16 protein-coding genes are annotated in these 23,793 nt (G+C 70.7%); 8 read left to right on the top strand and 8 right to left on the bottom strand.

Going from position 1 to position 23,793, the window contains the following annotated elements; genetic code table 11:
- Positions 1 to 33: 33 nt before the first annotated feature.
- The 6 genes from hflX to OIE67_RS35015 all read left to right on the top strand — a co-directional run bounded on the left by hflX (position 34) and on the right by OIE67_RS35015 (position 10,473).
- Positions 34 to 1,446, top strand: a complete 1,413-nt coding sequence (gene hflX, locus OIE67_RS35040; protein ID WP_106235402.1) for a GTPase HflX — start codon at positions 34 to 36, stop codon at positions 1,444 to 1,446.
- Between the two features lie 726 nt (positions 1,447 to 2,172).
- Positions 2,173 to 3,381, top strand: a complete 1,209-nt coding sequence (gene hutI, locus OIE67_RS35035; RefSeq protein WP_103953925.1) for an imidazolonepropionase — start codon at positions 2,173 to 2,175, stop codon at positions 3,379 to 3,381.
- Between the two features lie 235 nt (positions 3,382 to 3,616).
- Positions 3,617 to 4,333: a DegV family protein gene (locus OIE67_RS35030; RefSeq protein WP_326628569.1), complete on the top strand. Its 717-nt coding sequence runs from the start codon at positions 3,617 to 3,619 to the stop codon at positions 4,331 to 4,333.
- 1,080 nt (positions 4,334 to 5,413) lie between these two features.
- On the top strand, positions 5,414 to 6,049 hold the full coding sequence (locus OIE67_RS35025) for a ComEA family DNA-binding protein (protein WP_326628567.1): 636 nt from the start codon (positions 5,414 to 5,416) through the stop codon (positions 6,047 to 6,049).
- 139 nt (positions 6,050 to 6,188) lie between these two features.
- Positions 6,189 to 9,329 carry a ComEC/Rec2 family competence protein gene (locus tag OIE67_RS35020; protein WP_326628565.1) on the top strand — a complete coding sequence of 1,047 codons (3,141 nt, stop codon included), beginning with the start codon at positions 6,189 to 6,191 and terminating at the stop codon, positions 9,327 to 9,329.
- 436 nt (positions 9,330 to 9,765) lie between these two features.
- Positions 9,766 to 10,473, top strand: coding sequence for a hypothetical protein (locus tag OIE67_RS35015; RefSeq protein WP_326628563.1), 708 nt, complete (start codon positions 9,766 to 9,768; stop codon positions 10,471 to 10,473).
- Between the two features lie 23 nt (positions 10,474 to 10,496).
- Here OIE67_RS35015 and OIE67_RS35010 read toward each other — a convergent pair whose 3' ends face one another.
- Positions 10,497 to 11,417, bottom strand: coding sequence for a phosphotransferase (locus OIE67_RS35010; protein WP_326628561.1), 921 nt, complete (start codon positions 11,415 to 11,417; stop codon positions 10,497 to 10,499).
- 151 nt (positions 11,418 to 11,568) lie between these two features.
- On the opposite strand from OIE67_RS35010, the gene holA reads away from it, so the two are divergent.
- Entirely contained in the window at positions 11,569 to 12,552 is a 984-nt protein-coding gene (gene holA, locus OIE67_RS35005) for a DNA polymerase III subunit delta (RefSeq protein ID WP_326628559.1), read from the top strand.
- 618 nt (positions 12,553 to 13,170) lie between these two features.
- On the opposite strand, the gene OIE67_RS35000 is transcribed toward holA, so the two are convergent.
- Positions 13,171 to 13,656 carry a MarR family winged helix-turn-helix transcriptional regulator gene (locus tag OIE67_RS35000; RefSeq protein ID WP_326628555.1) on the bottom strand — a complete coding sequence of 162 codons (486 nt, stop codon included), beginning with the start codon at positions 13,654 to 13,656 and terminating at the stop codon, positions 13,171 to 13,173.
- A gap of 80 nt (positions 13,657 to 13,736) precedes the next feature.
- Between OIE67_RS35000 and OIE67_RS34995 the strand changes: the two genes are divergently transcribed.
- A complete protein-coding gene (locus tag OIE67_RS34995; RefSeq protein WP_326628553.1) occupies positions 13,737 to 15,152 on the top strand; it encodes an MFS transporter in 1,416 nt (471 codons plus the stop codon).
- Between the two features lie 421 nt (positions 15,153 to 15,573).
- On the opposite strand, the gene OIE67_RS34990 is transcribed toward OIE67_RS34995, so the two are convergent.
- From OIE67_RS34990 to rpsT, 6 genes are all read right to left on the bottom strand, one after another.
- Complete coding sequence (locus OIE67_RS34990) at positions 15,574 to 15,945, bottom strand: HAD family hydrolase (RefSeq protein WP_326628551.1); 372 nt, start codon at positions 15,943 to 15,945, stop codon at positions 15,574 to 15,576.
- Positions 15,946 to 15,978: 33 nt separating this feature from the next.
- On the bottom strand, positions 15,979 to 16,671 hold the full coding sequence (locus OIE67_RS34985) for an ABC transporter ATP-binding protein (protein ID WP_326628550.1): 693 nt from the start codon (positions 16,669 to 16,671) through the stop codon (positions 15,979 to 15,981).
- Positions 16,664 to 17,590, bottom strand: coding sequence for an ABC transporter ATP-binding protein (locus OIE67_RS34980; protein WP_106235418.1), 927 nt, complete (start codon positions 17,588 to 17,590; stop codon positions 16,664 to 16,666). The genes OIE67_RS34985 and OIE67_RS34980 overlap by 8 nt, the downstream gene beginning before the upstream one ends.
- Entirely contained in the window at positions 17,587 to 20,175 is a 2,589-nt protein-coding gene (locus OIE67_RS34975; RefSeq protein ID WP_326628547.1) for an FtsX-like permease family protein, read from the bottom strand. The genes OIE67_RS34980 and OIE67_RS34975 overlap by 4 nt, the downstream gene beginning before the upstream one ends.
- Before the next feature lie 64 nt (positions 20,176 to 20,239).
- A complete protein-coding gene (locus tag OIE67_RS34970) occupies positions 20,240 to 23,317 on the bottom strand; it encodes an ABC transporter permease (RefSeq protein ID WP_326628545.1) in 3,078 nt (1,025 codons plus the stop codon).
- A gap of 181 nt (positions 23,318 to 23,498) precedes the next feature.
- Entirely contained in the window at positions 23,499 to 23,768 is a 270-nt protein-coding gene (gene rpsT, locus OIE67_RS34965; protein ID WP_106235424.1) for a 30S ribosomal protein S20, read from the bottom strand.
- Positions 23,769 to 23,793 lie beyond the last annotated feature (25 nt).

The raw sequence follows: 23,793 nt of genomic DNA, 5'->3' as shown, positions 1-23,793 counted from the left end.
GTGTCCAGACGTTCCCTCATAGAGATGACACGAATGCACGAATACACCGAGCTCGACGAGTTCGAGACCGGCGACATGGACCTCGAGGAGCGCCAGGCGCTGCGCCGCGTGGCGGGCCTCTCCACCGAACTGCAGGACGTCTCCGAGGTCGAGTACCGGAAACTGCGGCTCGAACGGGTCGTCCTCGTCGGCGTCTGGACCTCCGGCACGGCCGAGGACGCAGACAACTCCCTTCTGGAGCTCAAGCTCCTGGCCGAGACGGCCGGGTCCGAGGTGCTCGAAGGCCTCGTCCAGCGCCGCCAGAAGCCCGACCCGGCCACCTACATCGGCTCGGGCAAGGCCCTGGAGCTGCGCGACGTGGTCGAGGCCACCGGCGCCGACACCGTGATCTGTGACGGTGAGCTGGCCCCCGGTCAGCTGCGCCAGCTCGAAGAGATCGTCAAGGTCAAGGTCATCGACCGGACCGCGCTGATCCTCGACATCTTCGCCCAGCACGCCAAGAGCCGCGAGGGCAAGGCGCAGGTCGAGCTGGCCCAGCTGTCCTACCTGCTGCCGCGCCTGCGCGGCTGGGGCGGCAACCTGTCCCGGCAGGTCGGCGGCCGCGCCGCGGGCGGCGTCGGCATCGGCGGCCGCGGCCCCGGTGAGACCAAGATCGAGCTGGACCGCCGGCGCATCCGCGAGCGCATGTCCAAGCTGCGCCGCCAGATCGGCGGCATGTCCACCTCCCGCGACACCATGCGCAACCGCCGCCAGCGGCGCGAGGTCCCGGCCGTGGCCATCGCCGGCTACACCAACGCGGGAAAGTCCTCGCTGCTCAACCGCGTCACCGGCGCGGGCGTGCTGGTGGAGGACGCGCTGTTCGCCACCCTCGACCCGACCGTGCGCCGGGCGCGCACGCCGGAGGGCCGGCTGTTCACGATCGCCGACACCGTCGGCTTCGTCCGGCACCTGCCCCACCAGCTTGTCGAGGCGTTCCGCTCGACGCTGGAGGAGGTCGCCGACGCCGACCTCATCCTGCACGTGGTCGACGGCTCGCACCCCGACCCCGAGGGGCAGCTGGCGGCCGTGCGCGAGGTCTTCGCCGACATCGAGGGCGCCGCCGAGGTGCCCGAGATCGTGGTGATCAACAAGGCCGACGCGGCCGACCAGGAGGTGCTCGACCGGATCGCCAGGCGCGAACGCGACAGCATCGTGGTGTCGGCGCGCACGGGCAAGGGGATCGGCGAGCTGATGGCGCTGATCGAGGAACGGCTGCCGCGGCTCGACCACGAGGTGCAGCTGCTGGTGCCCTACGACAGGGGAGACCTGGTCTCGCGGGCCCACAAGGAGGGCGAGGTGCTCTCGGTGGACCACGTGGGCGACGGCACCGTGCTGCACGCGCGGGTGCTGCCGAGCCTGGCGGAGGAGCTGAAGAAGGTGGGCAAGCCGGTGGAGCACGTCTCCTAGGCTTTCCCGGGCGCGCGTACGGGGCCGCTGAGGTCGCGTACGCTGCGGGTGGGCGTGCGGTGGGGGCGGTTGTCACCACCGCGCCTCACGGACACCCACGGACGACCGTGGACGCCCTTGCAAGGCGGCCATGGACGACCACGCCCACGGACGCCCACGGACGCCCACGGACGCCCACGACCACGCCGGCCCATGGACGGCGGCCATGGATACCCACGGCCGCCGACGCCCTTGGGCTCTCGATGGGACCGATGGGACACTTGAGGGGCGCCTTTTCGGCGCCCTTCCCGGTATCGGGGTCAGCTCTCGCCTCAAAGCGCGCAGACCTGCCCAAAAGCGGCAGTGGTCCCCGAACCCTGGGATTGCTAGGATTGGCCAGACCTAACTTTGGTCTGGATTTGGGTTCGGTTCTGAGTTTCGGATGAGGGTCGTGCGCGTTCGAGTCGTCAGCGGGAGCCCTGGGGACGCGGTAGGGCTGCGTGACGATTGGGATGAGTGGTCTTTCTTCCGAATAACCCTGTACACCGGCCCAACATGTGAAATAACGTAACTGAACTGAAATCGCCGGATCATGCCTCCGGCGATACGGTCACCGCACCAACGAGGTGCGGAAAAGAGCAGGAGACCCCCCATGTCGTCCGGACCCGGAGCGGACTCAGTGGGCGCGGCCCAGGCCGTGCGCTGGGCTCTGCGCTCATGCGGTGGGCCGTGCTGGGTGGTGATGCGGTGACCGTTCGACTGCTGACCAACATCGGCCGCCTCTGGACCGGCAACGAGGTCCTCAGCAACGCCGCCATCCTGGTGCACAACGACCGCATCGCGTGGGTCGGGCGCGCGCCCGACCTGCCGCAGAGCGTGCCCGGGGTCGTCGACGACATCGTCGACGTCGACCACGTCGAAAACCTGGGCGGCGCCCTGGTCACGCCCGGCCTGATCGACGCCCACACGCACCCCGTCTACGCCGGCAACCGCTACGCCGAGCTGGCGATCCGCACCGGCGGCTCCACCTCCGCCTCGATCACCGCGGCGGGCGGCGGCGTGGGCTCCACCGTCACCGTGACCCGCGGCACCGACCCGTGGACCCTGTGCAACGGCGTACGCGAGCGGCTGCGCGGCTGGCTGCTCAGCGGCACCACGACCGTCGAGGCCAAGACCGGCTACCACCTCACCCGCGACGGCGAGCTCGCCGACGTGCGGCTCCTGCGCGAGCTGGAGAAGGAGCCGATGATGCCGCGGGTGCACGTCACGTTCCTGGCCGCGCACGTGGTGCCGCCCGAATACTTCGGCCGGCAGCGCGAATACGTCGAGGCCGTGGGCGCCTGGTGCGCCGACGCGGCCGCGGCCGGCGCCGACAGCGTCGACGTCTACTGCGACGAGGGCTACTTCACCACCGAGGAGTCCCGCTGGGTCCTCGCCTCCGGCCGCAACGTGGGCCTGCTGCCGCGCATCCATGCCGGCCAGTACAGCCGCCGCGGCGCCGTCCAGCTGGCCGCCGAGCTCGGCTGCGCCTCCGCCGACGGCCTGCACCACATGTCCGACGAGGACATCGCCATCATGTCCCGCTACGGCGTCCCCGCCGTCGTCTGCCCCGCCACCGCCCTGCAGCGCGGTCACCTCCCGCCGGTCCGCCAGATGATCAAGCACGGCGTCCAGATCGCGCTCGGCAGCGACCACAACCCCGGCTACTGCGGCATCACCTCGATGTCCCTGGTGATCGCCATGGCGGTGTCGGCGTTCGGCATGAGCGTCAACGACGCCCTCCGCGCTGCCACCCTGGGCGGGGCCACCGTCCTCGGCGCCCCCGACCGCGGCGTCCTCGCACCGGGCCGGCTGGCCGACATCGTCCAGTGGGACGCCGACCACGAGGGCGCCTTCGCCTGGTCCTTCGGCCTCAAGCCGCGGCGGGTGTGGCGGGGCGGGACACCGGTCCAGTAGTCAGGCGCCGGCCATGCCACCGTGGATCGCCATCGTCACCGACTCCACCGCCTGCCTCGGCAAGGTGCCCGGCATGACAGTCATCCCCATCCAGGTCCTCCCACATCACCCCACACCCACATTCCCTCCAGCCCCGCCGACCACGCTCGGCCCTGCCACCTCGGACCCTTCCACCGCGTCTCGCCCTCCCACCGCGTCCGGCGCCACACCGGCCCTGGCGATAGCGTCATCGGAAGTGACGTCAGATGAGAGCTCCTTCACCGGAGACCTCACCAACGCGACCACCTCGCGCCCTTCCCCCGTTCGCTTCGCCTCCTGCTACGCCGAGCTGGCCGCCGCCGGCGCCACGGGCATCGTCTCGATCCACGTCTCCGCCGAACTGTCCGGCACCATAGATTCCGCCCGAGCCGCCGCGCGGGAGGCCCCCGTGCCCGTGGAGGTGATCGACAGCCGCTCGATCGCCATGGGCCTGGGATACCCCGTCCTGGCCGCCGCCCGTACCGCCGAGAACGGCGCCACGTTGGACGAGGTGACAGCGGCCGCACGCCGTTGCCTGCGAACCACGCGATCGTTCTTCTACGTGGACAACCTCGACTACCTCCGCCGCAGCGGGCGGATCGGCACGGCGGCCGCCCTCGTAGGCTCCGCCCTCATGATCAAGCCGTTGCTCCACATCATGGACGGCCGCATCTCCCTCCTGGAGAAGGTCCGCACCGCCTCACGCGCCATCGCCCGTCTCGAGGACCTGGCAGTGCAAGCAGCGGGAACGGGCCCCGTACGGGTCGCCGTACAACACCTGAACGCGACCGAACGAGCCGAGGCGCTGGCGGAACGCCTGCCGAAACGCCTCCCGGCCGTGGTGGACCTGCAGGTGGTGGAGGTAGGCGCGGAGCTCGGCATACACGTGGGCCCCGGCTTCCTCGGCCTCACCGTAACGCCAGAAGACGCCTGACAATCCCGCCCGCGGCACGTTGTCCACAGCCGCCCCATCCACACCCACCACTATCCCCAGAACGCCGCTCGGCCCCACTCCCACGGCCACCCACCCCATACCGTCGCCGACGTGCGAACCCCCGATCCGATGGCAGAGCGCGCCATAGCCGAAGCCCGGCTACGGTCGATCACCGCCCCTGCCCGCCGCCCCCGCCGCCTCATCGGCAAACCTCCCTGGGGCATGGGCAAGCCCCCCGGATCCCGGGAACCCGCTACCAACCCCAAAAGCCTGCCCCCACCACCCCGCGACCGCTCAACCCCGCACAACCAAAACCCACTGACGAGCCCCGACCCCGTAGCTCCGGCGCCCACAACCCCACACCCAAGGAAGCCGCCGCACGCAACCCCAGACCCAAAGCCGTGGGAACAGCCGTCCACACCGCCAACCGCCCAACGAGCAGCACCCACACCCACGTCCTTCCGACCTGCGACGCCGACGTACGCGAGACCGGAGCCGGGGCCGGGGGAACAAGCCTCCGCACACGCAGGTATGCGCCCTGGGGCGTCCGCGTTGCCGTCCTCGCGGTCTGCGGTGCCGGCGTACGCGAGGTCGCAGCCGGAGCCGGAGCCGTGGGAACAAGCGTCCCCAGCTTCGCACCCTGGGATACCCGCGCCAATGTCCTCACCGCCCGCCGCATCCACACCCTCGCGGGCGATGACGCCAACGGGTGCAACATCGCAACCCGTGCCGCCCGACCCCGCAGCCTCGCACCCCACCATGCCCTTGCCCGCCACACCCCCAGCCGCAACACTCCAACATTTCCCAATGCCCAGCTCTGCCAGCGGCCGGGTTTCAAGACCCGACCCCACCGCCAATCCCAGCCCGGGCTTCAACTCCGGACCTGATCATGGCTCCGCTCCTGGTCCCACCCCGGTCCTCACTCCCGCCCGCATCTCCGCACCCGCCGACAGCTTCGACCTCGGCCCCGCTCAGACGCCCACCACCGCCGCCTCACCCACCGCAGACCGGCCCGAGACCTCTGGCCCACCAACAGCCGGCCCGTCCACCTCCTCAACAGCCACCCTCTCCCCTCCATCATTGCGATCGCTCCGAGAGCTGATCGCCTCCAAGAGCTCCACCCTCGATCCGGGCAGACCAGGTCTGCGAGTCCTCCTCGCCATCGGCGCACTCGCAGTCGCCGCAGCCGCCTTCTTCGTCTGGCGCTCGAACCCGTCACCCCAACCCCTCGCCGCCCCCACCCCGATCACCCCCATCACATCGATCGCCCCCTCGCCCCAGTCCCCCTCCGCCAAAGTGACCGTCCACGTCGCGGGCAAGATCCGTAAGCCAGGCGTCTATCTGCTCCCCTCAGGCGCCCGAGTGACGGACGCGGTGACAGCCGCAGGTGGCGTGACGCGGGGTGCCTCGACCGGACCCCTCAACCTGGCCAGACGCCTGATCGATGGTGAGCAGATAGTGGTGGGCGCCACCTCACCCCAGACACCCCTCGGCCCCGGTGCCCCCGTCCCGGACCCGGCCACCGCCATCCTGGACCTGAACTCCGCCACCACCGACCAACTGGAGCAACTTCCGGGAGTCGGAGAAGTCCTGGCCGCCCGCATCTTCGAGTTCCGTACCAGCCGGGGCGGCTTCACCACGGTGGAGCAGCTACGCGAAGTCAGCGGCATAGGGCCGCGGAAGTTCGCCGGGATCAAGCCGAAGGTCCGCGTCTGACATGCCCAGGAAACGCACGGCAGACAGTTCGAAAGACCCGATCTCGGTCCCTCGCGAACGCACTTGGCCCCTCGCCGTACCTGCCCTGGCAGCCTGGGCCAGCGCCCTCGTCCTGCCCGCCTGCTCCGCCCTCACCGGCATGATCGTCGCCATAACCGCAGCGTTGGCGACCATCGTGGTGCTCCGCCTCATCCAGTCCGCAGACGGACAAACCGACAGCTCCACCGCCAGACGCACCGCATGGCGAAATGTCGCCCTAGCCACGCTCATCTGCACAGCGGCGGCCTCGGCCTCTGTCGCTTTCAGAGTCCATGCCCTCATCACAGGCCCAGCAGCCCAGCTCGCGGAGGCGAACGCGTTCGTCACCGCCCAGATCGCCCTGACCGACGACCCCAAACGCCGACCGGACAGAAGCGGCCACTTCCAACATGCCAGCTATGTGATCTCCGCAGACCTGATAACCATCCGAACCGCCACCACCACGCAAGCGGTCAACGTCCCCATCACCGTCTTCGCCACCGGCCAATCCTGGGGCCCGCTCCTGCCCACCCAGCACGTGGAGGTCACGGGCCGCCTGGCCAAACCGGTCCCCGGCTCACTGATAGCCGCAACCCTCCTGGTCCGAGGCCCGCCACGAGTGCTGACGCAGCCCTCAGGACTCCAGACGGCAGCGGGCGCGCTCAGATCGGGCCTGCGATCGGCCGCCGACATCCTCCCTCCCGACCAGCGCGGCCTCCTCCCCGGCCTCGTCGTCGGCGACGTCTCCCACATGGACCCACAGGTAACCGCCGACTTCAAAGAAGCGGGCCTCAGCCACCTGAACGCCGTATCAGGGGCAAATCTGGCGATTGTCGCAGGCGCCACACTCGCACTCTCCCGCCTCATCGGCCTCTCCTTGCCGCTGAGGGCGTTGTTCGCCGCAGTCGCGATGCTCGCGTTCGCCGTCGTCGCCCGCCCGTCCCCGAGCGTCCTGCGCGCCCTCCTCATGGGCCTGGCAGCAGCCATAGCCATGGGTACGGGCCGTTCGAAGGACGGCTTCGCGGCCCTGTCGGCAACCGTCCTCTTCCTGATCCTCTTCGCCCCTGACCTCGCCCGCAGCTACGGCTTCGCCCTCTCGGTAACCGCCACCGCCGGCATCCTCATCCTGGCCCCACGCTGGCGAGACAAGCTGACGGGCGCAAACACAGAAGCCACCCCACCAGAAACCCACCCTCACCCGGGCGACCCTCACCCGGGAGACTCCCGGCCGGGCGACTCTCGACCGGACCGCGCTCACCCGGACCACCCAGATCGGTTCCACTCGGATTGTGATGGCCTCGGTCGTGTCCACTCGGATTGTGACGACCGCGGTTGTGACCACTCGGATAGTGAACACCCTGGTTGTGAACACCCCGGTCGTGAACACTTGGATCGCGACCACGCCGATCGCGACCGTCCCCATCGCGACCGCGCCGAATGCGACTGCCCCCACCGCTGCAGCGCCGGCCCATTCGCTCTTGATCGCCCCAGCTTGCATCACTCCAACCCGGGCTATGCCAAGGTGGACAACCTCGAAACTGGCCAATGCGACGTTGACCGTTCCAGCTTGTCTCACCCCCGCCCGGACCACTCCCAGTCGGGCCACTTCGGAACTGCCCAGTTCGACCCTGGCCCTCCCAGCCCCGAGCACCGCATCCTCGACCCGAGCCGCTCCCATTGGGCGAGCCGCGACACCGACCGGTTGCACACCGACACCTTCGATCTCACCCGTATGACTGCAGGTCTACATGCTCGTCCACGCTCAAGCCAGGCCGTCCAGGATGGCCCGTCCCGTGCGGTCCAGCTCCCGGGTGACGCCCGTGGCGATGAGGTAGCGCGCCTTCAAGACGCCGATGCCCGCAGCACCGATCGCCTCGACCCGGCAGCGCGAGTCAACGCCGACCGCTTCGGGCCTGACGACTCCAAGCCCCACCGACTCGGCCCCGAACAGCACCACGGCCCCAGCTCGCTTCACTCCGACCCGCATGGCGCAGAGCCCAGCCCCCGAAGTGCCGATTCTGGGTCTTCGTGGCGGGTCCCGCGTTGGATGGCTGAGGCTGTTGCCGTTCCGGCCGCCGCGCAACTGGCCGTGACACCTGTCCTGGTGTTGATGGCGGGCCAGCTGACTCCCGTAGCCGTGATCGCCAACCTGCTCGTTGCGCCGGCCGTGGCTCCTGCCACTCTGCTCGGTTTCGGTGCCGCTCTGGTAGCCCCCGTCTGGCCGGACGGGGCCAGGTTGCTGGTGATCCCCGCCGGATACGCGGTCGGCTGGATCATCACGGTAGCCCGCTGGGCGGTGAATCTGCCGTTCGCCAACGTCCCGTGGCCCGCCGGCCTTGCCGGGCTCGGCCTGCTTCTGCTCGTGATGACCGTGACGGTGCTCATCTTGCGCCGTCGTGCATGGCGGGCGATAGGGCTCACGGCGACCGGTGCCGCGCTGGTGACGGTGCTGGTGATCCGGCCCATCGCCGGACCCTGGCCGCCCAGGAATTGGCTGATGGTCATGTGCGACGTGGGACAGGGCGACGGCCTGGTGATCTCGGCCGGGCCGGGACGCGGCGTCGTGGTGGACACCGGGCCGGATCCCGTGACCATGGACCGCTGCCTGAGGAGGATCGGCATCGAGGACGTACCGCTGCTTGTCCTCACTCATCCCCACGCCGATCATGTGAACGGCCTGCCAGGCGTGCTCAGGAACCGGCGCGTCGGCGCGGTGCTGGTCAGTCCGCAGCGAACGGACGCACGGTCAGGCGCACGCGTGTCCGCCACCCTCGCGCACCACCGGATCCCCGAATGGACCGCCCCACCAGGGACCCGCTGGCGGTTCGGTCCATCGGAGCTGACAGTACTCGCCCCGGAGGTCGCCGCCGATGACCTGCACGGATACGGGGAGGGAAGCGCGATCAACAACTCCAGCGTGGTCATGCACGTACGCTGGCGCGCCGGCTCGATCCTGCTGAGCGGCGACCTGGAAACGGAAGCGCAGGAACACCTGCACCACCGCTTGACCGTACGGGCAGACCTCCTTAAAACCCCGCACCACGGGTCGAACCGGCAGTCCCCGGCCTTCCTGTCCTCGCTAGGCGCACGAGCCGCGCTGATCAGCGTCGGAGCCGACAACGACTACGGCCATCCCGCGGTGTCCACGCTGAACCTGTTGCGTCGGCTCGGCCTCACCATCTACCGGACCGATAAGGAAGGGGATCTCGCCGTGGTGGAACGAGAGGAAGGAGGACTGGCTATCGTTTCACGCGGCACATGACCGAGTGAGTTCTGGGACGTGACTTCAGGATGCGCGTGAGGTGGTGTGGTTGTCCGCAGGACTTGGCCAGAGGCTGAATTGGGGAACGGCCCGGATGGTCTGAGGCTGTATTCGGGAACGGCTTGGGTGGCCTGAGGGCGAATCCGGGAACGGCCCGGATGGCCTGAGGGCGAGCGACTCGTCTGCCTGAGTCAAGGTCCCGGCCTGCACGACTCATTCGACTGGACGACGTCCTACGCGGCCCCTCGCTCACGTCCCCAAACCCCATTTCCCCCGTTCGGGGGAGTACGGCGATCATGACTTCACTCCCGAGGGGGAGCCGCGGTGCGGGGGCGATTGCAAAGCTCAGGAGGTCAGCAACCGTGACCTTCTCGACCGGGGTGCAAACGTGAGCATTCGGATTCACCGTAGGTTCCCAATGACTACCCGCACGTCCGTGATGGGCCTCATCGCCGCAGCGGCCCTCGCGGTCGTGCCCTCCGGGGCCTGGGCGATGGACGGCACCGCCGGTTCGGCGTCATCTGGGGTCTGGACGTCGGGCGATACTGCCGGTTCGGGATCGTCTGGGGTCTGGACGTCGGGTGGCGCTGCTGGATCGGTGGCGCCCATGGGCTGGTCGGCGGGTGGTGCCGCCGGGCTGGGGGCATCTGCCGTGCCGAGTCCGTCCGCGTCCGCAGTGAAGACCGCTCACCTGAAGGGGCGGGCCACGATGTACTTTCCGGCGCCCGACAACGACATCGAGGTCACGGCCGATGCCCATGCCGCGTTCGATCCGAACGGTGCGTGGAGACCTACCCGATCATGGGGGACGTTCCGGATCTCGCACCGGTACAAGTTGCCGGACGGGACATGGTTCACGAACTGGGGTGATTTCGCGGTCGACTGCCTAACCACCGGCGGGCCCACCGCGACCGTCACCGGCCGGCTCACCAAGGTGGCTCCCGGCGGGCCATGGGAGGAGCTGCTGAAGGAACGGACGCGCATGGGCCTCAGCTTCTACGTTGCCGGAAAGGGGCGAGGGCCGAGCCGGATCGGGTTGAGCGGGGCACCTCGGCCTGGGGAAGGCGAGTTGAGCGCCTGCATGGCTCCCGCGGCCGATGCGCCGGTGGTCAAGGGTGGCTACACGCTGGTGGGCAAAAGATGATCAGTCGTTCGGCCGAGGTGCTGTCACGCGTTGGCTCGGCGGAGGCGTTCGGCTGCTTGCGTCCAGAGTGCTCCGCCGGACACCGCTGTGTAGCCGTGGAGTGATTCCCATCGGATGTCGTGGGCGGCCGGCCACAGGCCGGCCGCCCAGGCGATCTGCTGCTCCTCGGCGGTGAACGAGCGGGCCCGAGCGTCCTGGTAGGCGGCCAGGAATGCCTCGGTGCTCTCGATCGGCGGCAATGTAGCTGGGCCCAGCTTGGGGAACACCGTGCTCGCGGCTCCCACCAGGGCGGCTTCCGGTTGCCAGGCCAGGCTGTCCCAGTCGTGCACGATCCACACCTGCCCGCCGTGCCACCGGAGGTTGTGCGCCTCGAAGTCGGCGTGGCCCAGCGCACGGGGCAGGTCGGTAGCCAGCATGCGCCGACGGGCCCTGTCGGCTATGTCCGTGACATAGGCGGGTACGAGGCTCTGATCCTTTTCGTCGAGAGACTCGATCGCGGGCCACAGACCGGGGTCCGGGTGATCCCACCGTACCCAGCGAGGATTCGGCAGGGGCGGCGTGACGGCGACGTCCTCGAGTGCGGTCATCAGCTGGGCGAAGACCTTCGCGTAGCGTACGGCGAGGTCTGGTGTGTCCCCGTGCAGCACCTCTCCTCCGGGACGGAACTCCTCGGCGTGTACGGCGAGGGGACCGACGCCGACGACCGGCGTGAGCGGACGGGCGCAAGGGAACCCGTTCTCGGCGAGGCGGGCCTGCGCGGCGACGCATGATCGCGCCCGGCCGTCGTCGTGACGGGCCTTGACCACGACGTACGTACCGCCGGCCAGCCGGAGACCGAGCACCGACGACATCGACCGCTGCCGGAACAGCACGTCGGCGGGTCGGTCCCCTAGGTGGTCCAGGCACCAGGCCGGTAGCCAGTCCGGCAGGTCATCGAGCAGCACAGGGAAACTGTGCCATGGTGCGTTACGAATGCGCCGGATGTCGCCTGAGACTCAGTGCAGGAGGCTGCGGACGTACCGTTTCCCCACCCGGCGTCCATCGCTCCCAGCTGCAGCGGAGGCGTTGAGTACCGGGTTGTCGGTGGGGCATGGCATGCTGCCTGACATGGCGGGAACCGATCCAGCACCTGTGACCTTGGTCGTCGGCGATGAGGAGTTGATGGCCGAGCGGGCGGTGAGCGGCGTCGTCGCCGCGGCCCGGGCGGCTGATCCCGCCTCCGAGGTGCATGACCTGCTGGGGAGCAAGGTCACCACGGGCGAGCTCACCCAGCTGACCTCGCCGTCGCTCTTCGGCGATCGTTCCGTGGTGGTGATCCGGTCGGCGCAGGATCTGACGAAGGACGTCATCGCCGAGGTCGTGGCCTACGCCAAGCAGCCGTCCGAGGACACGGTGATGGTGCTGGCGCACCCGGGTGGGGTGAAGGGCAAGGCGCTGGTCGACGGGGTGAAGAAGGCCGGGGCCAAGGTGATCACGATCAGCAAGGTCACCAAGGCGGGGGAGCGGCTGGAGTTCATCAAGGGGGAGTTCAAGCGGGCCGGGCGCAACATCGCGGGTGACGCGGCGCAGGCGCTGCTCGATGCCGTGGGAAACGACCTGCGGGAGCTGGCGGCGGCGTGCAGTCAGCTGGTGTTCGACAGCGAAGAGAAGACGATCAGCGCGGCGGCGGTGGCCCGCTATCACAAGGGGCGCGCGGAGGTCACCGGGTTCAATGTGGCCGATTCGGCGGTCGAGGGGCGGCTGGCGGAGGCGCTGGAGCAGTTGCGCTGGGCGCTCGGCACGGGCGTCGCCCCCGTGCTGCTGGTGAGTGCTCTGGCCGGTGGGTTGCGATCGCTGGCGAAGGTCGGCAGCGCGCCGCGCAACCTCCGGGGCGGGCAGCTGGCGAGTCATGTCGGCATGCCGCCGTGGAAGGTGGACCGGGTGAGACGGCAGCTCAACGGCTGGGGTCCGGAAGGGCTGTCGCGGGCGATCCAGGCCGTGGCCAGCGCCGACGAGCAGGTCAAAGGTGGGGGCGCGGATCCGGCCTACGCCCTGGAACACACGGTGCAGGTCATCGTGGCCAACCGAACGGGCCGGTGACGTTCAAGAGGCGCCTCGGTGTGGCCGGGGGATCGAGGAGGTAGGTCGGCCCGTCCGATTGGGCGTGGTGGTGGCGTCCTGAGGGTACGGCGCGGCGTGATCGGCTGGTCAGGGCGATGGCCCCCGAGGGCACGAGTTGACGTGCCAGTTGACCCCGGTGGCGGCGTTCGAGAGGTGGGTCGGTAGGAGCGCGCCAGGGGAGCGGTATCGCGAGAGGCAGTGCAGTCGTCCTCCGGGAGACGGCGCAGAGGAGGCGCGATCAGTGGGGAGGAGTCTGCGGAGGTGGGTCAGCGAGGGGTGACCAAGGGAGCGATATCGCGAGTGGCGGGGGAGCGGTCAGCCGGGTGGCGGGTCGGAAGGGGAGAAGCGTCAGAGGGGAGGAGAACGACGGGAGCGCCTTTCGCGACGGACCCTGCCCTGGGCGATCAGGATGTCCCGCTCTGACAACGCAGTTGGCCAGGCCGTCTTCGAACGCGAACGCCAAGGACCCGCTCCGACAAGGCCACGTCGCCTTCACGGCATCGAGCTGAGCGTCGTCCTGCGGCGGCCGGGCAACTGGAACGGCGTTGTGGCCTGCGCGGACAGGCTTCTGGCCTGCCGAGCTCGCGAGGGGGCGGGTCAGCGGGGGGTTTCCGCGTTGAGGAGCAGGCGTTTGAGGAGGTTGTTCAGGACCGTCTGATCCTCGGGTGGCAGGGTGCTGATCATTGCGGCCTCCACCTCGGCGCGGATCGTCATCGCATCCGTCCACAGGTCGTGGCCCTTGGGGGTGAGTTCGACGTCCACGCGACGCCGGTCCTCGGTGCTGCGTACGCGCCGCACCAGCTGCGACCGTTCCAGCGTGTCCAGCCGGCCCGTCATCCCGGCCGGCGAGAGCAGGAGGTCCGCGGCCAGCTCCGAGGGCGTCGCCGAACCGCCGCGTGCCACCAGGCGGTGCAGCGTCTCGAACTCGAAGTCCTGCATGCCGACCTCCGACAGCGCCGCCTCCTTGGTGTGGCCCAAGTGCTTCACCAGGGACTGCAGGCGGGTGACGATCGCCTCGACCCGTTCGTCGAAGGGTGCCTTGCCGCGCCAGCGGGCCAGGTGGCGATCGACGGAGTCTTCCATGCGCGAGATCCTATGCCAGCTAGTATTTTGTTGACGAAACATTCGCTGGCGAAATATCGTCTCTCACCATGATGTCTCGGTTGTTGATCGGACGGTGCCTGTCGGCGCTGGCCACGGCGCTCATACCGACGACCCTGACCCTGGCGGTGCTGCGTGCCACCGACGACGGTGGGGCGCTCGGGATCGTGCTGGCGAGCGAACTGGTTCCCATGCTGCTGCTCCTCCCCGTCGGCGGCGTGCTGGCCGACCGGCTCAGGCCCGAGCGGGTGGCGTTGTTCGCCGACCTGGTCCGGGGCCTGTCGCAGGCCGCCATCGCCGTGGAACTGCTTCTCGGGCTGTACCGGCTGGTCGACCTCGCGCTGTTGTCGGCGCTCGCCGGGGCGGCCATCGCGTTCGGGAGCCCGGCTGTGCCACGGCTGGTGGTCGCGGTGGTGCCCGGGCCGGCCAGGTTGCGGATGAACGCGCGCATCGGTGTGGTGACGAGCCTGTCGTCGGTGGCGGCCCCGGCTATCGCCGGTACGGTCACCGTCGCCGCCGGGCCTGGTTGGGCGGCGGGGTTGACCGCGGTGCTGTTCGCCGGGTCGGCGCTGACGCTCGGCGGCATTCGAACGTCGATCGCCCGGCGCGCGGAGGGTTTCCAAGACGCTGAGCAGGGCGCGGGGGTACAGGGTGCTGAGGACGGTGCGGGGGTTCGGGGTGCTGAGGACGACGGTGCGGGGGTCCGGGGCGCTGAGCAGGGCGCGGGGGTCCGGGGTGCTGAGGGAGGAGTGGCGGGCCGGCGGGTTGAGGGCTCTGGGGTTGAGCGTGAGGCTGAAGGGCGGGGCACGTTCTCCGCGTTCGGGCGGGACCTGCGTCGTGGATGGCGGGAGATTCGGCAGCGGCCGTGGTTCCTGGCATGCGTGTTCGGCCACGGCGTGTGGCATTTCGTCGCCGGACTGTTCCTGACGCTCGCCCCCGTGACGGTCGTACAAGACCTGGGCGGTGAGACGAACTGGATGGTGATCGTGCAGAGCGGGACCGTCGGGATGGTGCTGGGCGTGTTCGCCGCGCCCAGGCTGCCGATCCGGCGGCCGCTGGCGGTGATGCAGGTCGGCGCCGCCGCCTACCTGCTGCCCATGGCCGCCTTGGCCGTGCCGGGTCCTGTCGCGGTGCTGGCGGTGGCGTACTTCGCGGCCATGTTCGGGCTGGGGGTGCTCATCCCGTTGTGGGAGACGGTCGTGGCCGAGGAGATCCCGGAGCGGGCGCTGGGGCGGGTGCGGTCGTTCGACACGCTGATCTCGTTCGCGTCGCGACCGTTCGGGCTGGCGGTGGCGGCGCCGCTGGCGGGGCTGACCGGGGTCACGGCTCTGGCGGTGGTGGGCGGCGTACTCGTCGCGGCCGCTAATCTGGCCGCGATCGCCTGGTCGCCCACGACGGCCGAACCCAGAGCACGTCCGCGCGACGATGTCGACGAGCAGCGCCCACTGCGGCGCGGCCAAAGGCGGCCGAGTGTTTGATCGCGGCTGGGTCGGGACGCGCTCACAAGCCTGGACGTAGCGTGTGCCTGATAGCTGGGTTGAGGTGGGCTCGGCCGCCTGAACGTGGCCGGGTCGGTCTTCACCAGGGCGGCGGCTGTGCCTTCGATGCTGCTGCAATCGGCTCGGCCGGCGATGGTCTGGCGGACCCGGTCGCGTGCGGGACTCCGTGAGGGCCTTTCGTGGTGACGTCCTTGCGGCTCTGAAGAAGTAGCGAGCAGGACGCTTCGCGGTAGGAGGCCGTACGGCGTGATCAAAGCGCCGTCGAGCCGGTCGGCTCAAGGGGCTCGCGCATGACGGCGATGGCCTCGATGGCGTCAGCGACCACGTGATCGGCCCTGTGTTCGCGGGCCGGCCAGGTCCCCCGGCCTATCCAGATTGTCCGCAGACCGGCCGCCCGGCCTCACTCGATGTCGGCGACGAGATTGTCGCCGACCATCCAGCCGCCCAGAGCAAGGCTGGCTCCACACCGCTGAGCGGCGATCTCGAACAGGCCGGTCTCGGGCTTCCTGATGCCCTCGGCTCCCGATACGGCGTAACCGTCCGCCGCGTCGGCCAGGCCCGTCCGGTGGAGCTTGCCGAGTTGGTTGTCCGCCATGCCGTTGGTGACGATCCCCACCCGCCACCCCGCAGCGCGCAGGCCGGCTATCCCGGAAAGGACGCCGGGGTAGCACCGTACGAGGTCGGGCATGCGGCGGCGGTAGGCCGCCCACAGCTCCTCGACCGACTCGGAAAGAGCGAAATGCTCGCGGACGTCGAGGGCCAGACGCTGCACGCAGCCGATCATAGAAAGCCGGCACCCGGGGGATCAGGTGCGGGCGGCCTCGTGGATGACGCCGTCGCTGATCTCCAGGACCCGGTCCGCCACCGTCATCAAGCTCTCGTCGTGCGTGGCCACCAGCGCCGTGACCCCCTCACTCCGTACGAGCGCCCGCAGCAGTTCCATGATCTGCCGCCCCGTCTGCGAGTCCAGTTGCCCGGTCGGCTCGTCGGCCACCAGCAGCCGGGGCCGGTTGGCCAGGGAGCGGGCGATGGCCACCCGCTGCCGCTGACCCCCGGACAGTTCGTACGGCCGCTGGTTGACGTGCTGTTCCAGCCCCACGAGCGCGAGCAGCATCCGGACCCGGGCCTCCCGCTCCTCCACGGGCGTGCGCAGGAGCCGCATCGGCACCCCGACGTTCTCGGCCGCCGACAGGACGGGGATCAGGCCGAAGGACTGGAAGACGAAGCCGACGACGTCGCGGCGCAGGGCCAGCAGCTCGTCCTCCGACATGGCCGTGACCTCGTGCCCGTCCACCACGACCCGGCCGGCGTCCGCGTTGTCCAGGCCGCCGATCTGGTTGAGCAGGGTGGTCTTGCCGGAGCCCGACCGGCCCCGTACGGCGACCAGTTCGCCGGGATGGATGGAGAACGTCACGTCCCGCAGCGCCACGACCTCCTTCGGCCCGGTCCGGTAGACCTTGCGCAGGCCTTCCACCACGACGAGGGGCGAGTCAGTCATTCGAGGGCTCCTCACGGGCGGGCCACACGCCGATGTGGTCGGATTCGAGTTCGAGGCGGACCCGCCGCTCCATGTCGAGGGCGCTGGTGAAGTCGCGGGGCAGTTGCAGCCGTCCGACGCGGTCGAGCACGGCGTACTCCTCGGCGATGATCTGGCCCTCGGCGCCCTCGCGCCGGAGCGTCTCGCTGCTGGTACGGCCGTCGCGGATGCCCACCGTGCGGTCCACCTGCTCGGACACGAGCGGGTCGTGCGTCACGATGACCACGGTCACGCCCAGTTCCCTGTTGGCTGTGCGCAGGGCGTCGAACACCTGCTCCGACGTCTCGCTGTCCAGCTCGCCCGTCGGTTCGTCGGCCAGGATGAGCTGCGGGGAGTTGGCCAGCGCGACGGCGATGGCGACGCGCTGCTGCTGGCCGCCGGACAGCTCGGGGGGTCTGCGGCCGGCGCAGGAGTCGACGCCGAGCAGCTCCAGCAGCTCCTCCGCCCGTCCCCGCCGCGCCTTGCCGCGGGAGGCGAGCTTCATCGGCAGCTCGACGTTCTCCCGAGCGGTCAGGTACGGCAGCAGGTTGCGCGCCGTCTGCTGCCAGATGAACCCCACCACGGAACGCCGGTAGCGCAGCCGATCGCGGGGGCTCATGGACAGCAGGTCCATGCCCGCCACCCTGGCCACCCCGGCCGTCGGCACGTCCAGCCCGGACAGCACGTTGAGCAGCGTCGACTTGCCCGATCCCGACGCGCCGACGATGGCCACCAGCTCGCCCTTGTCGATCACCAGGTCGAGACCCTGCAGCGCCACGACCTCGACGCCCTCGGTCTTGTAGATGCGGACGAGGTTGTCGCACACGATGTGCGAGTCGCCGCCGAAGGCGGCCTTCTGGCGGGTGGCCTTGGCTTCCAGCTCTGACAGGGTCGGGTTCATGTGGAGTCCCCCACTCGAAGCACGGCGCCGAGGCTGCGACGACGGCTGATGACGGTGTGCGCGTACGCGCCGAGCACGGCGACCACGGCCAGCCCGGCGGCCAGCGCGCTCGGCAGGAACAGGTCGAGCGAGTAGTCGCCGACGGCCAGGTCACCGGCGTAGGACGACAGGTCGACGCCGGGCCCGAGCGCGGCCGGCAGGCCGAGGCCCAGGCCGAGCCCGACCAGCGCGGTGACGAGGATCATGGGCAGGATCTCCAGCACGGTCAGCCGCTGCGCCTGGCGTTCGGACAGCCCCAGCGTACGCAGGAACGACACCGTCCTGGCCCGCTCGGCCGCCCCGACGACCAGCGACAGGACGACGGCGACCAGCGCGTACGCCGCCAGCGCGACCGTCACCACGACGAGCGTCGAGCGGACGGTGCTGGTCAGCGGATCGTCCTGGATGGCCGCCATCGCGCTCTCCTGGGAGACGACGCGGGCGGAGGGGACCAGCCGCGCCAGCTCGGGAAGCGAGACGTCGCCCTTGATCAGCAGCGTGTTCACGGCGGGCCGCAGCTGCACGCCGATGGGCACGACGACGAACTTGCCGGTGGTGAAGAAGCCGGGCACCGACTCGATCACGCCGCGCGTGGCCAGCTTGAGCCGCGACTGCCAGCCGATCTCGAGCGTTCCCCGCCCGCGCAGCTCAGGGGAGACGAGCACGCCGTCGGACAGCGCGGGCAGGCCGACGGGGGCGTCGCCGAGGATGGCGCGCCACTGGGCCACGTCCACGGCGATGGCCTCGGCCCGTTCGGCGCCGTACCCGACCTGGACCCGTCCCGTCTGGGCCGGCACCACCTGCTCCACCCCGGCCAGGCGGCGCACCCGCTCGATCGCGTCGGCCGGGATCTCGCTCTCCGTGCTCACCCTGACCGGTGCGCCCACCTGCTGCCAGGCCGCCAGCCGCTGCGTGCTCGCGATCCCGTCGGAGACGACGGCGGCGAACACCGACACGCCCAGCGCCGGCAGCAGGATCAGCACCGGCAGCACGCTGCCGGATCGCGACCTGGCCGCCCTGGTCAGCCCGAGGAACGGCACGGCCGCGCGGGCGCGCGCGCTCAGCCGGACGAACAGCCGCAGCGGGTACGGATAGCAGCGCAAGGTGATCAGCGCAGCCGCCACGGTCAGCGCGATGGGCACCACCAGCAGGAACGGGTCCTGCCCCGCCGAGGCGTTCAGCCCGCGGGCCCGTAGCAGATAGGCCCCGGCCAGCGCCAGCACCACGACCAGCACCTCAAGCGTGATCCGCCGGGCGGACGGCCGGGCGGTGGCCACGTCCTCGCGCCGCTCGTGCAGGGGCGTGCGGTGCAGGAGAGCCGGCCTGACGACGGCGAACCCGACGGTCACCACCACCACGATCACCGGCCCGGCGTGCACGACGGGCAGGACGGGACCGGGCACCAGGTACGACAGCGCGTACCCGATCACCGCGGCGGGCGCCACGGCCAGCGCGGTCAGCGCCGCCGCCGTCCCCGCCACCTGCGGCAACGAGCCACCCCGGGCCCGCGCCAGGCTCAGCGTGTGGTCGAGTTTGTCGGCCAGGAGCTGTACGGCGAGGATGATCACGCCGAGCGCCACGGCCAGCAGCCCGCCGAGCACCAGGTACATCACGGTCTGCGCGGTCGACAGCTCGGCGAGGAAGCCGGTGAGCAGCTCGGGCAGCCCGGTGACCAGGTAGTAGGGGCTGGACGTGCCCACGGTCTGGAGCGCCACGACCCGGTCGAACTCGTGGACGGCCGCCCGCAGGCCGGGCACGTCGAGCGCGTCGGCCGCCCGGGGGACGAGGGGCAGGATCCAGCGGTAGGTCAGGTTGCGTCCCTCGCCGCTGAGCGCGCTGAGCCCGGCGTCGGACGTGAGCGTGGTGATGTGCCGGACGAAGTCCTGGCGGCCGGGCGGCTGCTCTTCGAGGATGCGCAGGATGTCGGAGTTGTGGGACCAGTAGCGGTCGCCGGGATCCTTGGCGCGGAAGACGCCGACGATCTTGACGGCGGCGTAGTCGTTCTCGCCGACGAACACCGTCTGGCCCAGCCGCAGGTTCATCTTGTCCAGGGCCTGTTCGACGACGCCCACCTCGAAGACCGGGATCGTCTCGCCCTCGTAGCGCGTCGTGGCGGGCGCGCCGGGCGCGCGCCCGCGCACCCAGTCCACGCGCCGATCGGCGTCGGAGAGCCAGCCCAGGTTGAGGAAGGACTTGCCGCCGGTGCCGGTGATCGGCGTGAGCGTGGTCTTGGCGCTCATGTGGCCGGCACTGCTGGGCGCGGCCAGCGGGCGCAGCTCGGGCGGCAGGATCTCGCGCCAGAGGCGCTCGCGGGAGTCGAACTGGGCGCGTTCGTGCAGGTCCTCGGCGCGCGATCCGGATGAGACGGTCACGGCCAGGTCGGTCTGGACGGCGGGCGCGGCCTGGAGGTCGCGGCGCAGCGCCTCGTCGTACGCCGCCTGCGTCGCCCTGGGCAGGCCCGCGACCAGCAGGCAGGCGCCCAGCGTCAGCACGAAGAGCACGGCGACCGTGCCCAGATGCTCCCGGGCGAGCAGCCGGATCCTCACTGTTCCTCCCGAAGAACGAGCAGCCGGATCCTCGCCGTTCCTGCCGGGCGAGCGGCCGGAATCGTCACTGTTCCTCCCGGAAGGCGAGCCCTTGCCGGCGCAGGTTGCGCGTCAGCCCGGCGACGATCGCGAACAGCACCCCGGCCACCAGCACCAGCATCACCGCGGTCGCCGCCCACGGGATGTCGAGCAGCACCCCCGGCGTGACGGCCGCCGCCTGGCCGGTCAGCACGATGTGCGGCACCACCAGCACCCCGACGACGATCGCGAGCCCGGTCCCGGCCACCAGCGACAGCCCGACCACGAACGTCTGCTCCATCGCGAGGATCCCGAACACCTGCCGCGAGTTCACCCCGAGCGCCCGCAGGATCGCGAACTCGGCCATCCGCTCCCGCGCCGCGACGGCCGCGTTGACCAGGAACCCCAGCACGGCGAAGACCAGCGCCGCCAGGAACCCCAGCATCAGCGCCCCCTGCAGCCCGCTGGCCAGCGGGTCGTTCTGCAGCGTCGCGGCCAGCGCCCGCTGGTCGAGCACGGAGACGTCCCATTCCGGGTGTTTTCCGAGCGCCGCCACGGCCGCCGCGCCGTCCCCGGCCAGCCACCACTCCGTGGCGGGCCGCGGCGACTGGGCCGCGGCGAGCTCGTGCGCCTGCATCGTGCTCCAGTCGGCCAGTACGGCCTTCTGCCCGGCCGGCGCGGTGGGCATCGTCTCGACGACGCCGACGACCTTGACCGTCTGGACCCGCCGGTCGATGCTGGCCTTCCCGACCTGCCCGACGCCCAGCTTGAGCGAGGCGGCCAGGTCGGCGGTGAGCACCACGGGCAGCGGCCCGAGCCGCGGCGGCGCCGCGAACGCGGCCGATCCCGGCCCGGTGCCGACGGTCATCGTGAGCGGAGGCGCGGCCACGTCCCGGCCGTCGGCGCGCAGGCCGGTCAGGGTGAGGTTCGCCTCGCTCTCCGGCACGCCGGAGAGCAGGCCGCGCAGCGAGATCGGGTACGACAGCGCCCCGCTCCGCCCGGCCAGGGCCCGGAGGTCCACGTCGACCTGGTTCTCGCCCGCCTTGAGCACGCCGAGCGAGACCTCCCGCCACACGCCGAGGGCGTCGGACAGGACGAGCCGCAGCGGCAGGTCCGTGCTCACCCGGGCGGCCAGGCTGAGTGTGGTGGGCCGGCCGGGCAGGTCGAGCTTGCCCGCGACGTCGCCGGCCAGACCCCGCGACAGCTCGGCGGTCGTCTGCGCCGACAGATCTGGACGAAGGTGGAAAAGCTCCCCCATCTTCCCGGCGTCGAGCGTGAGCAGCAGCGCGTTCTCGCCACCGACCTCGCTCTGGCCCCGGTATCCGGGGGAGGCGGCGGTGAGTCCAGGCAGGGTGGTGAACGCGGTGCCGCGCCCGAGCGCGCCCAGCTCGGGCCCGTCCGGCGGTCCCGACAGCCGCAGGTCGGCGCCCGCCTGGTGCCGGGCCTGGTCGAGCTGCGAGGAACGCCAGGTGGCGGTGGTGGCCAGGGAGACGATGCCGATCGCGACGGCCATGGTGAGCAGCAGCGCGGGGCCGGCGTACTTGAGCGGCCGCCGGCTGACCTGCCAGGCGCCCAGCGCGGGGGCGAGGGCGGGCCGTCTGGACGTCACCCGTTCGGCCAGCCTGGACACGCGCGGCACCAGCCGCAGCCCCAGCATGCCGCCGGTGAGCAGGGCCAGCGCGGGCCCGGAGATGATCAGCGGGTCGATGCCCAGCCCGCCCTGCGCGGTGGTGGTCACGGGCGCGCCGTAGCGCTGGAGCTGCCAGATGGCCAGTCCGGCCACGACCAGCAGCGCCAGGTCGGCGCCCGCCCGTTCGATCAGCCCGCGCCCGCCGCCGCGTCCGCGCGCCGACTGCTCCTCCACGTACGTGCGCCGCGCGCCGGCCAGGGCGGGCAGCATGAGCAGCACGGCCGCGGCCAGCGCCACGCCGGACGACACGAGGAACGTGCCCAGGTCCGCGACCGGCGCGAGCCGCACGCCCGAGGCCCTGATCCAGGGCAGCATGGTGACCAGCGCGAGCAGCGGCGGCCCGAGGAACGGCGCCACGATCGCGCAGGGCAGAGCCACCAGCAGCGCCTCGCCGCCGGCCAGCGCGGCCAGCCGCATGGTGCCCGCGCCGCGCGAGCGCAGCAGCGCCACCTCCATGCGGCGGTGGTCGGCCAGCAGCCGCGCGGTCAGCATCAGCGCGTACGCGGCCAGCAACAGCAGTTGCAGCACCGGGATCAGCATGGTGGAGCGGGCCACCAGCGAGGCGGTGTCGAGCTGGGTGAGCATCTCGGGCAGGCGGCTGGCCGTCTCGCAGCCGGTGCACCCGGCGGCCTTGAGCCGGTCGCCCAGGTCCGCGACGGCGCCGGCCAGCGGGCGCAGCCGTTCCGGCGTGATGGCGCGCAGGTCGGGCACGGCGGCCCAGGTCGCGTTGACGCTGGTCGCGAACCGGCCGACGAACGTCTCACGCGCGACCATCAGCGGCCCGTACGTGGTGAAGTCGCGGCGCTCGAGGCCCGTGCTGAGCAGCTGCTCGCCCGCCCATCGTGCGCCGAACGGGTCGTCGAGCTGGAAGACGCCGACCACGCGGACCTTGACCGGCCGCGGGTCGAGCCGGCCCCGCACGGTGTACTCGTGGCCCACCTCGAACCCGGTCGCCGTGGCCGCCGACAGTGAGAGCACCGCCTCGACCGGGTCGTTCCCCGGCTTGGGTCCCGGCTCGGGCGCAGGCTTGGGCCACGTGCCTGAGACCAGCCTGGCCTGCTGGTCGAGGCCGTCGTAGCTGCCGAACCTGAGCAGCTCGGGCAGCTTCCTGTCCTCCTGGCCCGGCATGGTGTAGGAGTCGGAGCGCAGACTGGTGGTGACGGCGGGCGTGCTGGGGTAGGCCTTGGCGAGCTCGGCGCGGATGGAGGCGTCGTACTTCGGGAACGTCTCCGCGGTCACGGAGGCGCTGATGGTGACGGCGGTCTGCTCGTACGAGGCGGTCTCCATCGTCCGGCGGACACCGGCTTCGGCGATGGAGGAGGCGTACATGGTCAGCGCCACGAGCGTGGTCGTGGCGAGCAGGATCGACCCGAACGCGGCCAGCAGGAGCAACGGCTCGCTGAACGCCCGTTTGACGACGAGCGGCCCCCGCATATGTCCCCCCTTAACCCCGTTTAGTGCACTTTCGAGCACGCGCGGAGCGAGGGGCAAGGCGATCTTTGCAACGGTGACTCACCCGATACGGCAGTGTGATATCGAAACCGTGACAAAGTCCCGACAAAAACAAGAACGCCGCACTCCGACGTGGAGTGCGGCGTTGCTGATCCGGTCGCGCTTACTTGGCGGCCAGGGCCGCGGCCTGCTTGGCGATCGCGGACTTGCGGTTGGCGGCCTGGTTCTTGTGGATGACGCCCTTGCTGACGGCCTTGTCGAGCTGACGGGCGGCGACCCGCTGAAGGGCTGCGGCCTGCTCGACGTCGCCCTGCTCGGCGGCCTCGCGGAACTTGCGGACGGCAGTCTTCAGCGAGGACTTGACTGCCTTGTTGCGCAGACGAGCCTTCTCGTTCTGCTTGTTGCGCTTGATCTGGGACTTGATGTTCGCCACGAAGAAGCCTCGGTGAAGTCTGAAG

This window comes from Nonomuraea fuscirosea, assembly GCF_035917475.1.
Lineage (GTDB): Bacteria > Actinomycetota > Actinomycetes > Streptosporangiales > Streptosporangiaceae > Nonomuraea > Nonomuraea fuscirosea.
This window is presented reverse-complemented; position numbering and strand designations above follow the sequence as displayed.

Excerpts from the sequence above, each read along its gene's own strand:
- OIE67_RS34970 (WP_326628545.1), bottom strand. The coding sequence starts at position 23,317 with ATGCGGGGGCCGCTCGTCGTCAAACGGGCGTTCAGCGAGCCGTTGCTC.
- OIE67_RS35020 (WP_326628565.1), top strand. The coding sequence starts at position 6,189 with ATGATCGTCGCCATAACCGCAGCGTTGGCGACCATCGTGGTGCTCCGC.
- holA (WP_326628559.1), top strand. The coding sequence starts at position 11,569 with ATGCTGCCTGACATGGCGGGAACCGATCCAGCACCTGTGACCTTGGTC.
- hflX (WP_106235402.1), top strand. The coding sequence starts at position 34 with ATGCACGAATACACCGAGCTCGACGAGTTCGAGACCGGCGACATGGAC.
- OIE67_RS34980 (WP_106235418.1), bottom strand. The coding sequence starts at position 17,590 with ATGAACCCGACCCTGTCAGAGCTGGAAGCCAAGGCCACCCGCCAGAAG.
- OIE67_RS34985 (WP_326628550.1), bottom strand. The coding sequence starts at position 16,671 with ATGACTGACTCGCCCCTCGTCGTGGTGGAAGGCCTGCGCAAGGTCTAC.
- OIE67_RS35000 (WP_326628555.1), bottom strand. The coding sequence starts at position 13,656 with ATGGAAGACTCCGTCGATCGCCACCTGGCCCGCTGGCGCGGCAAGGCA.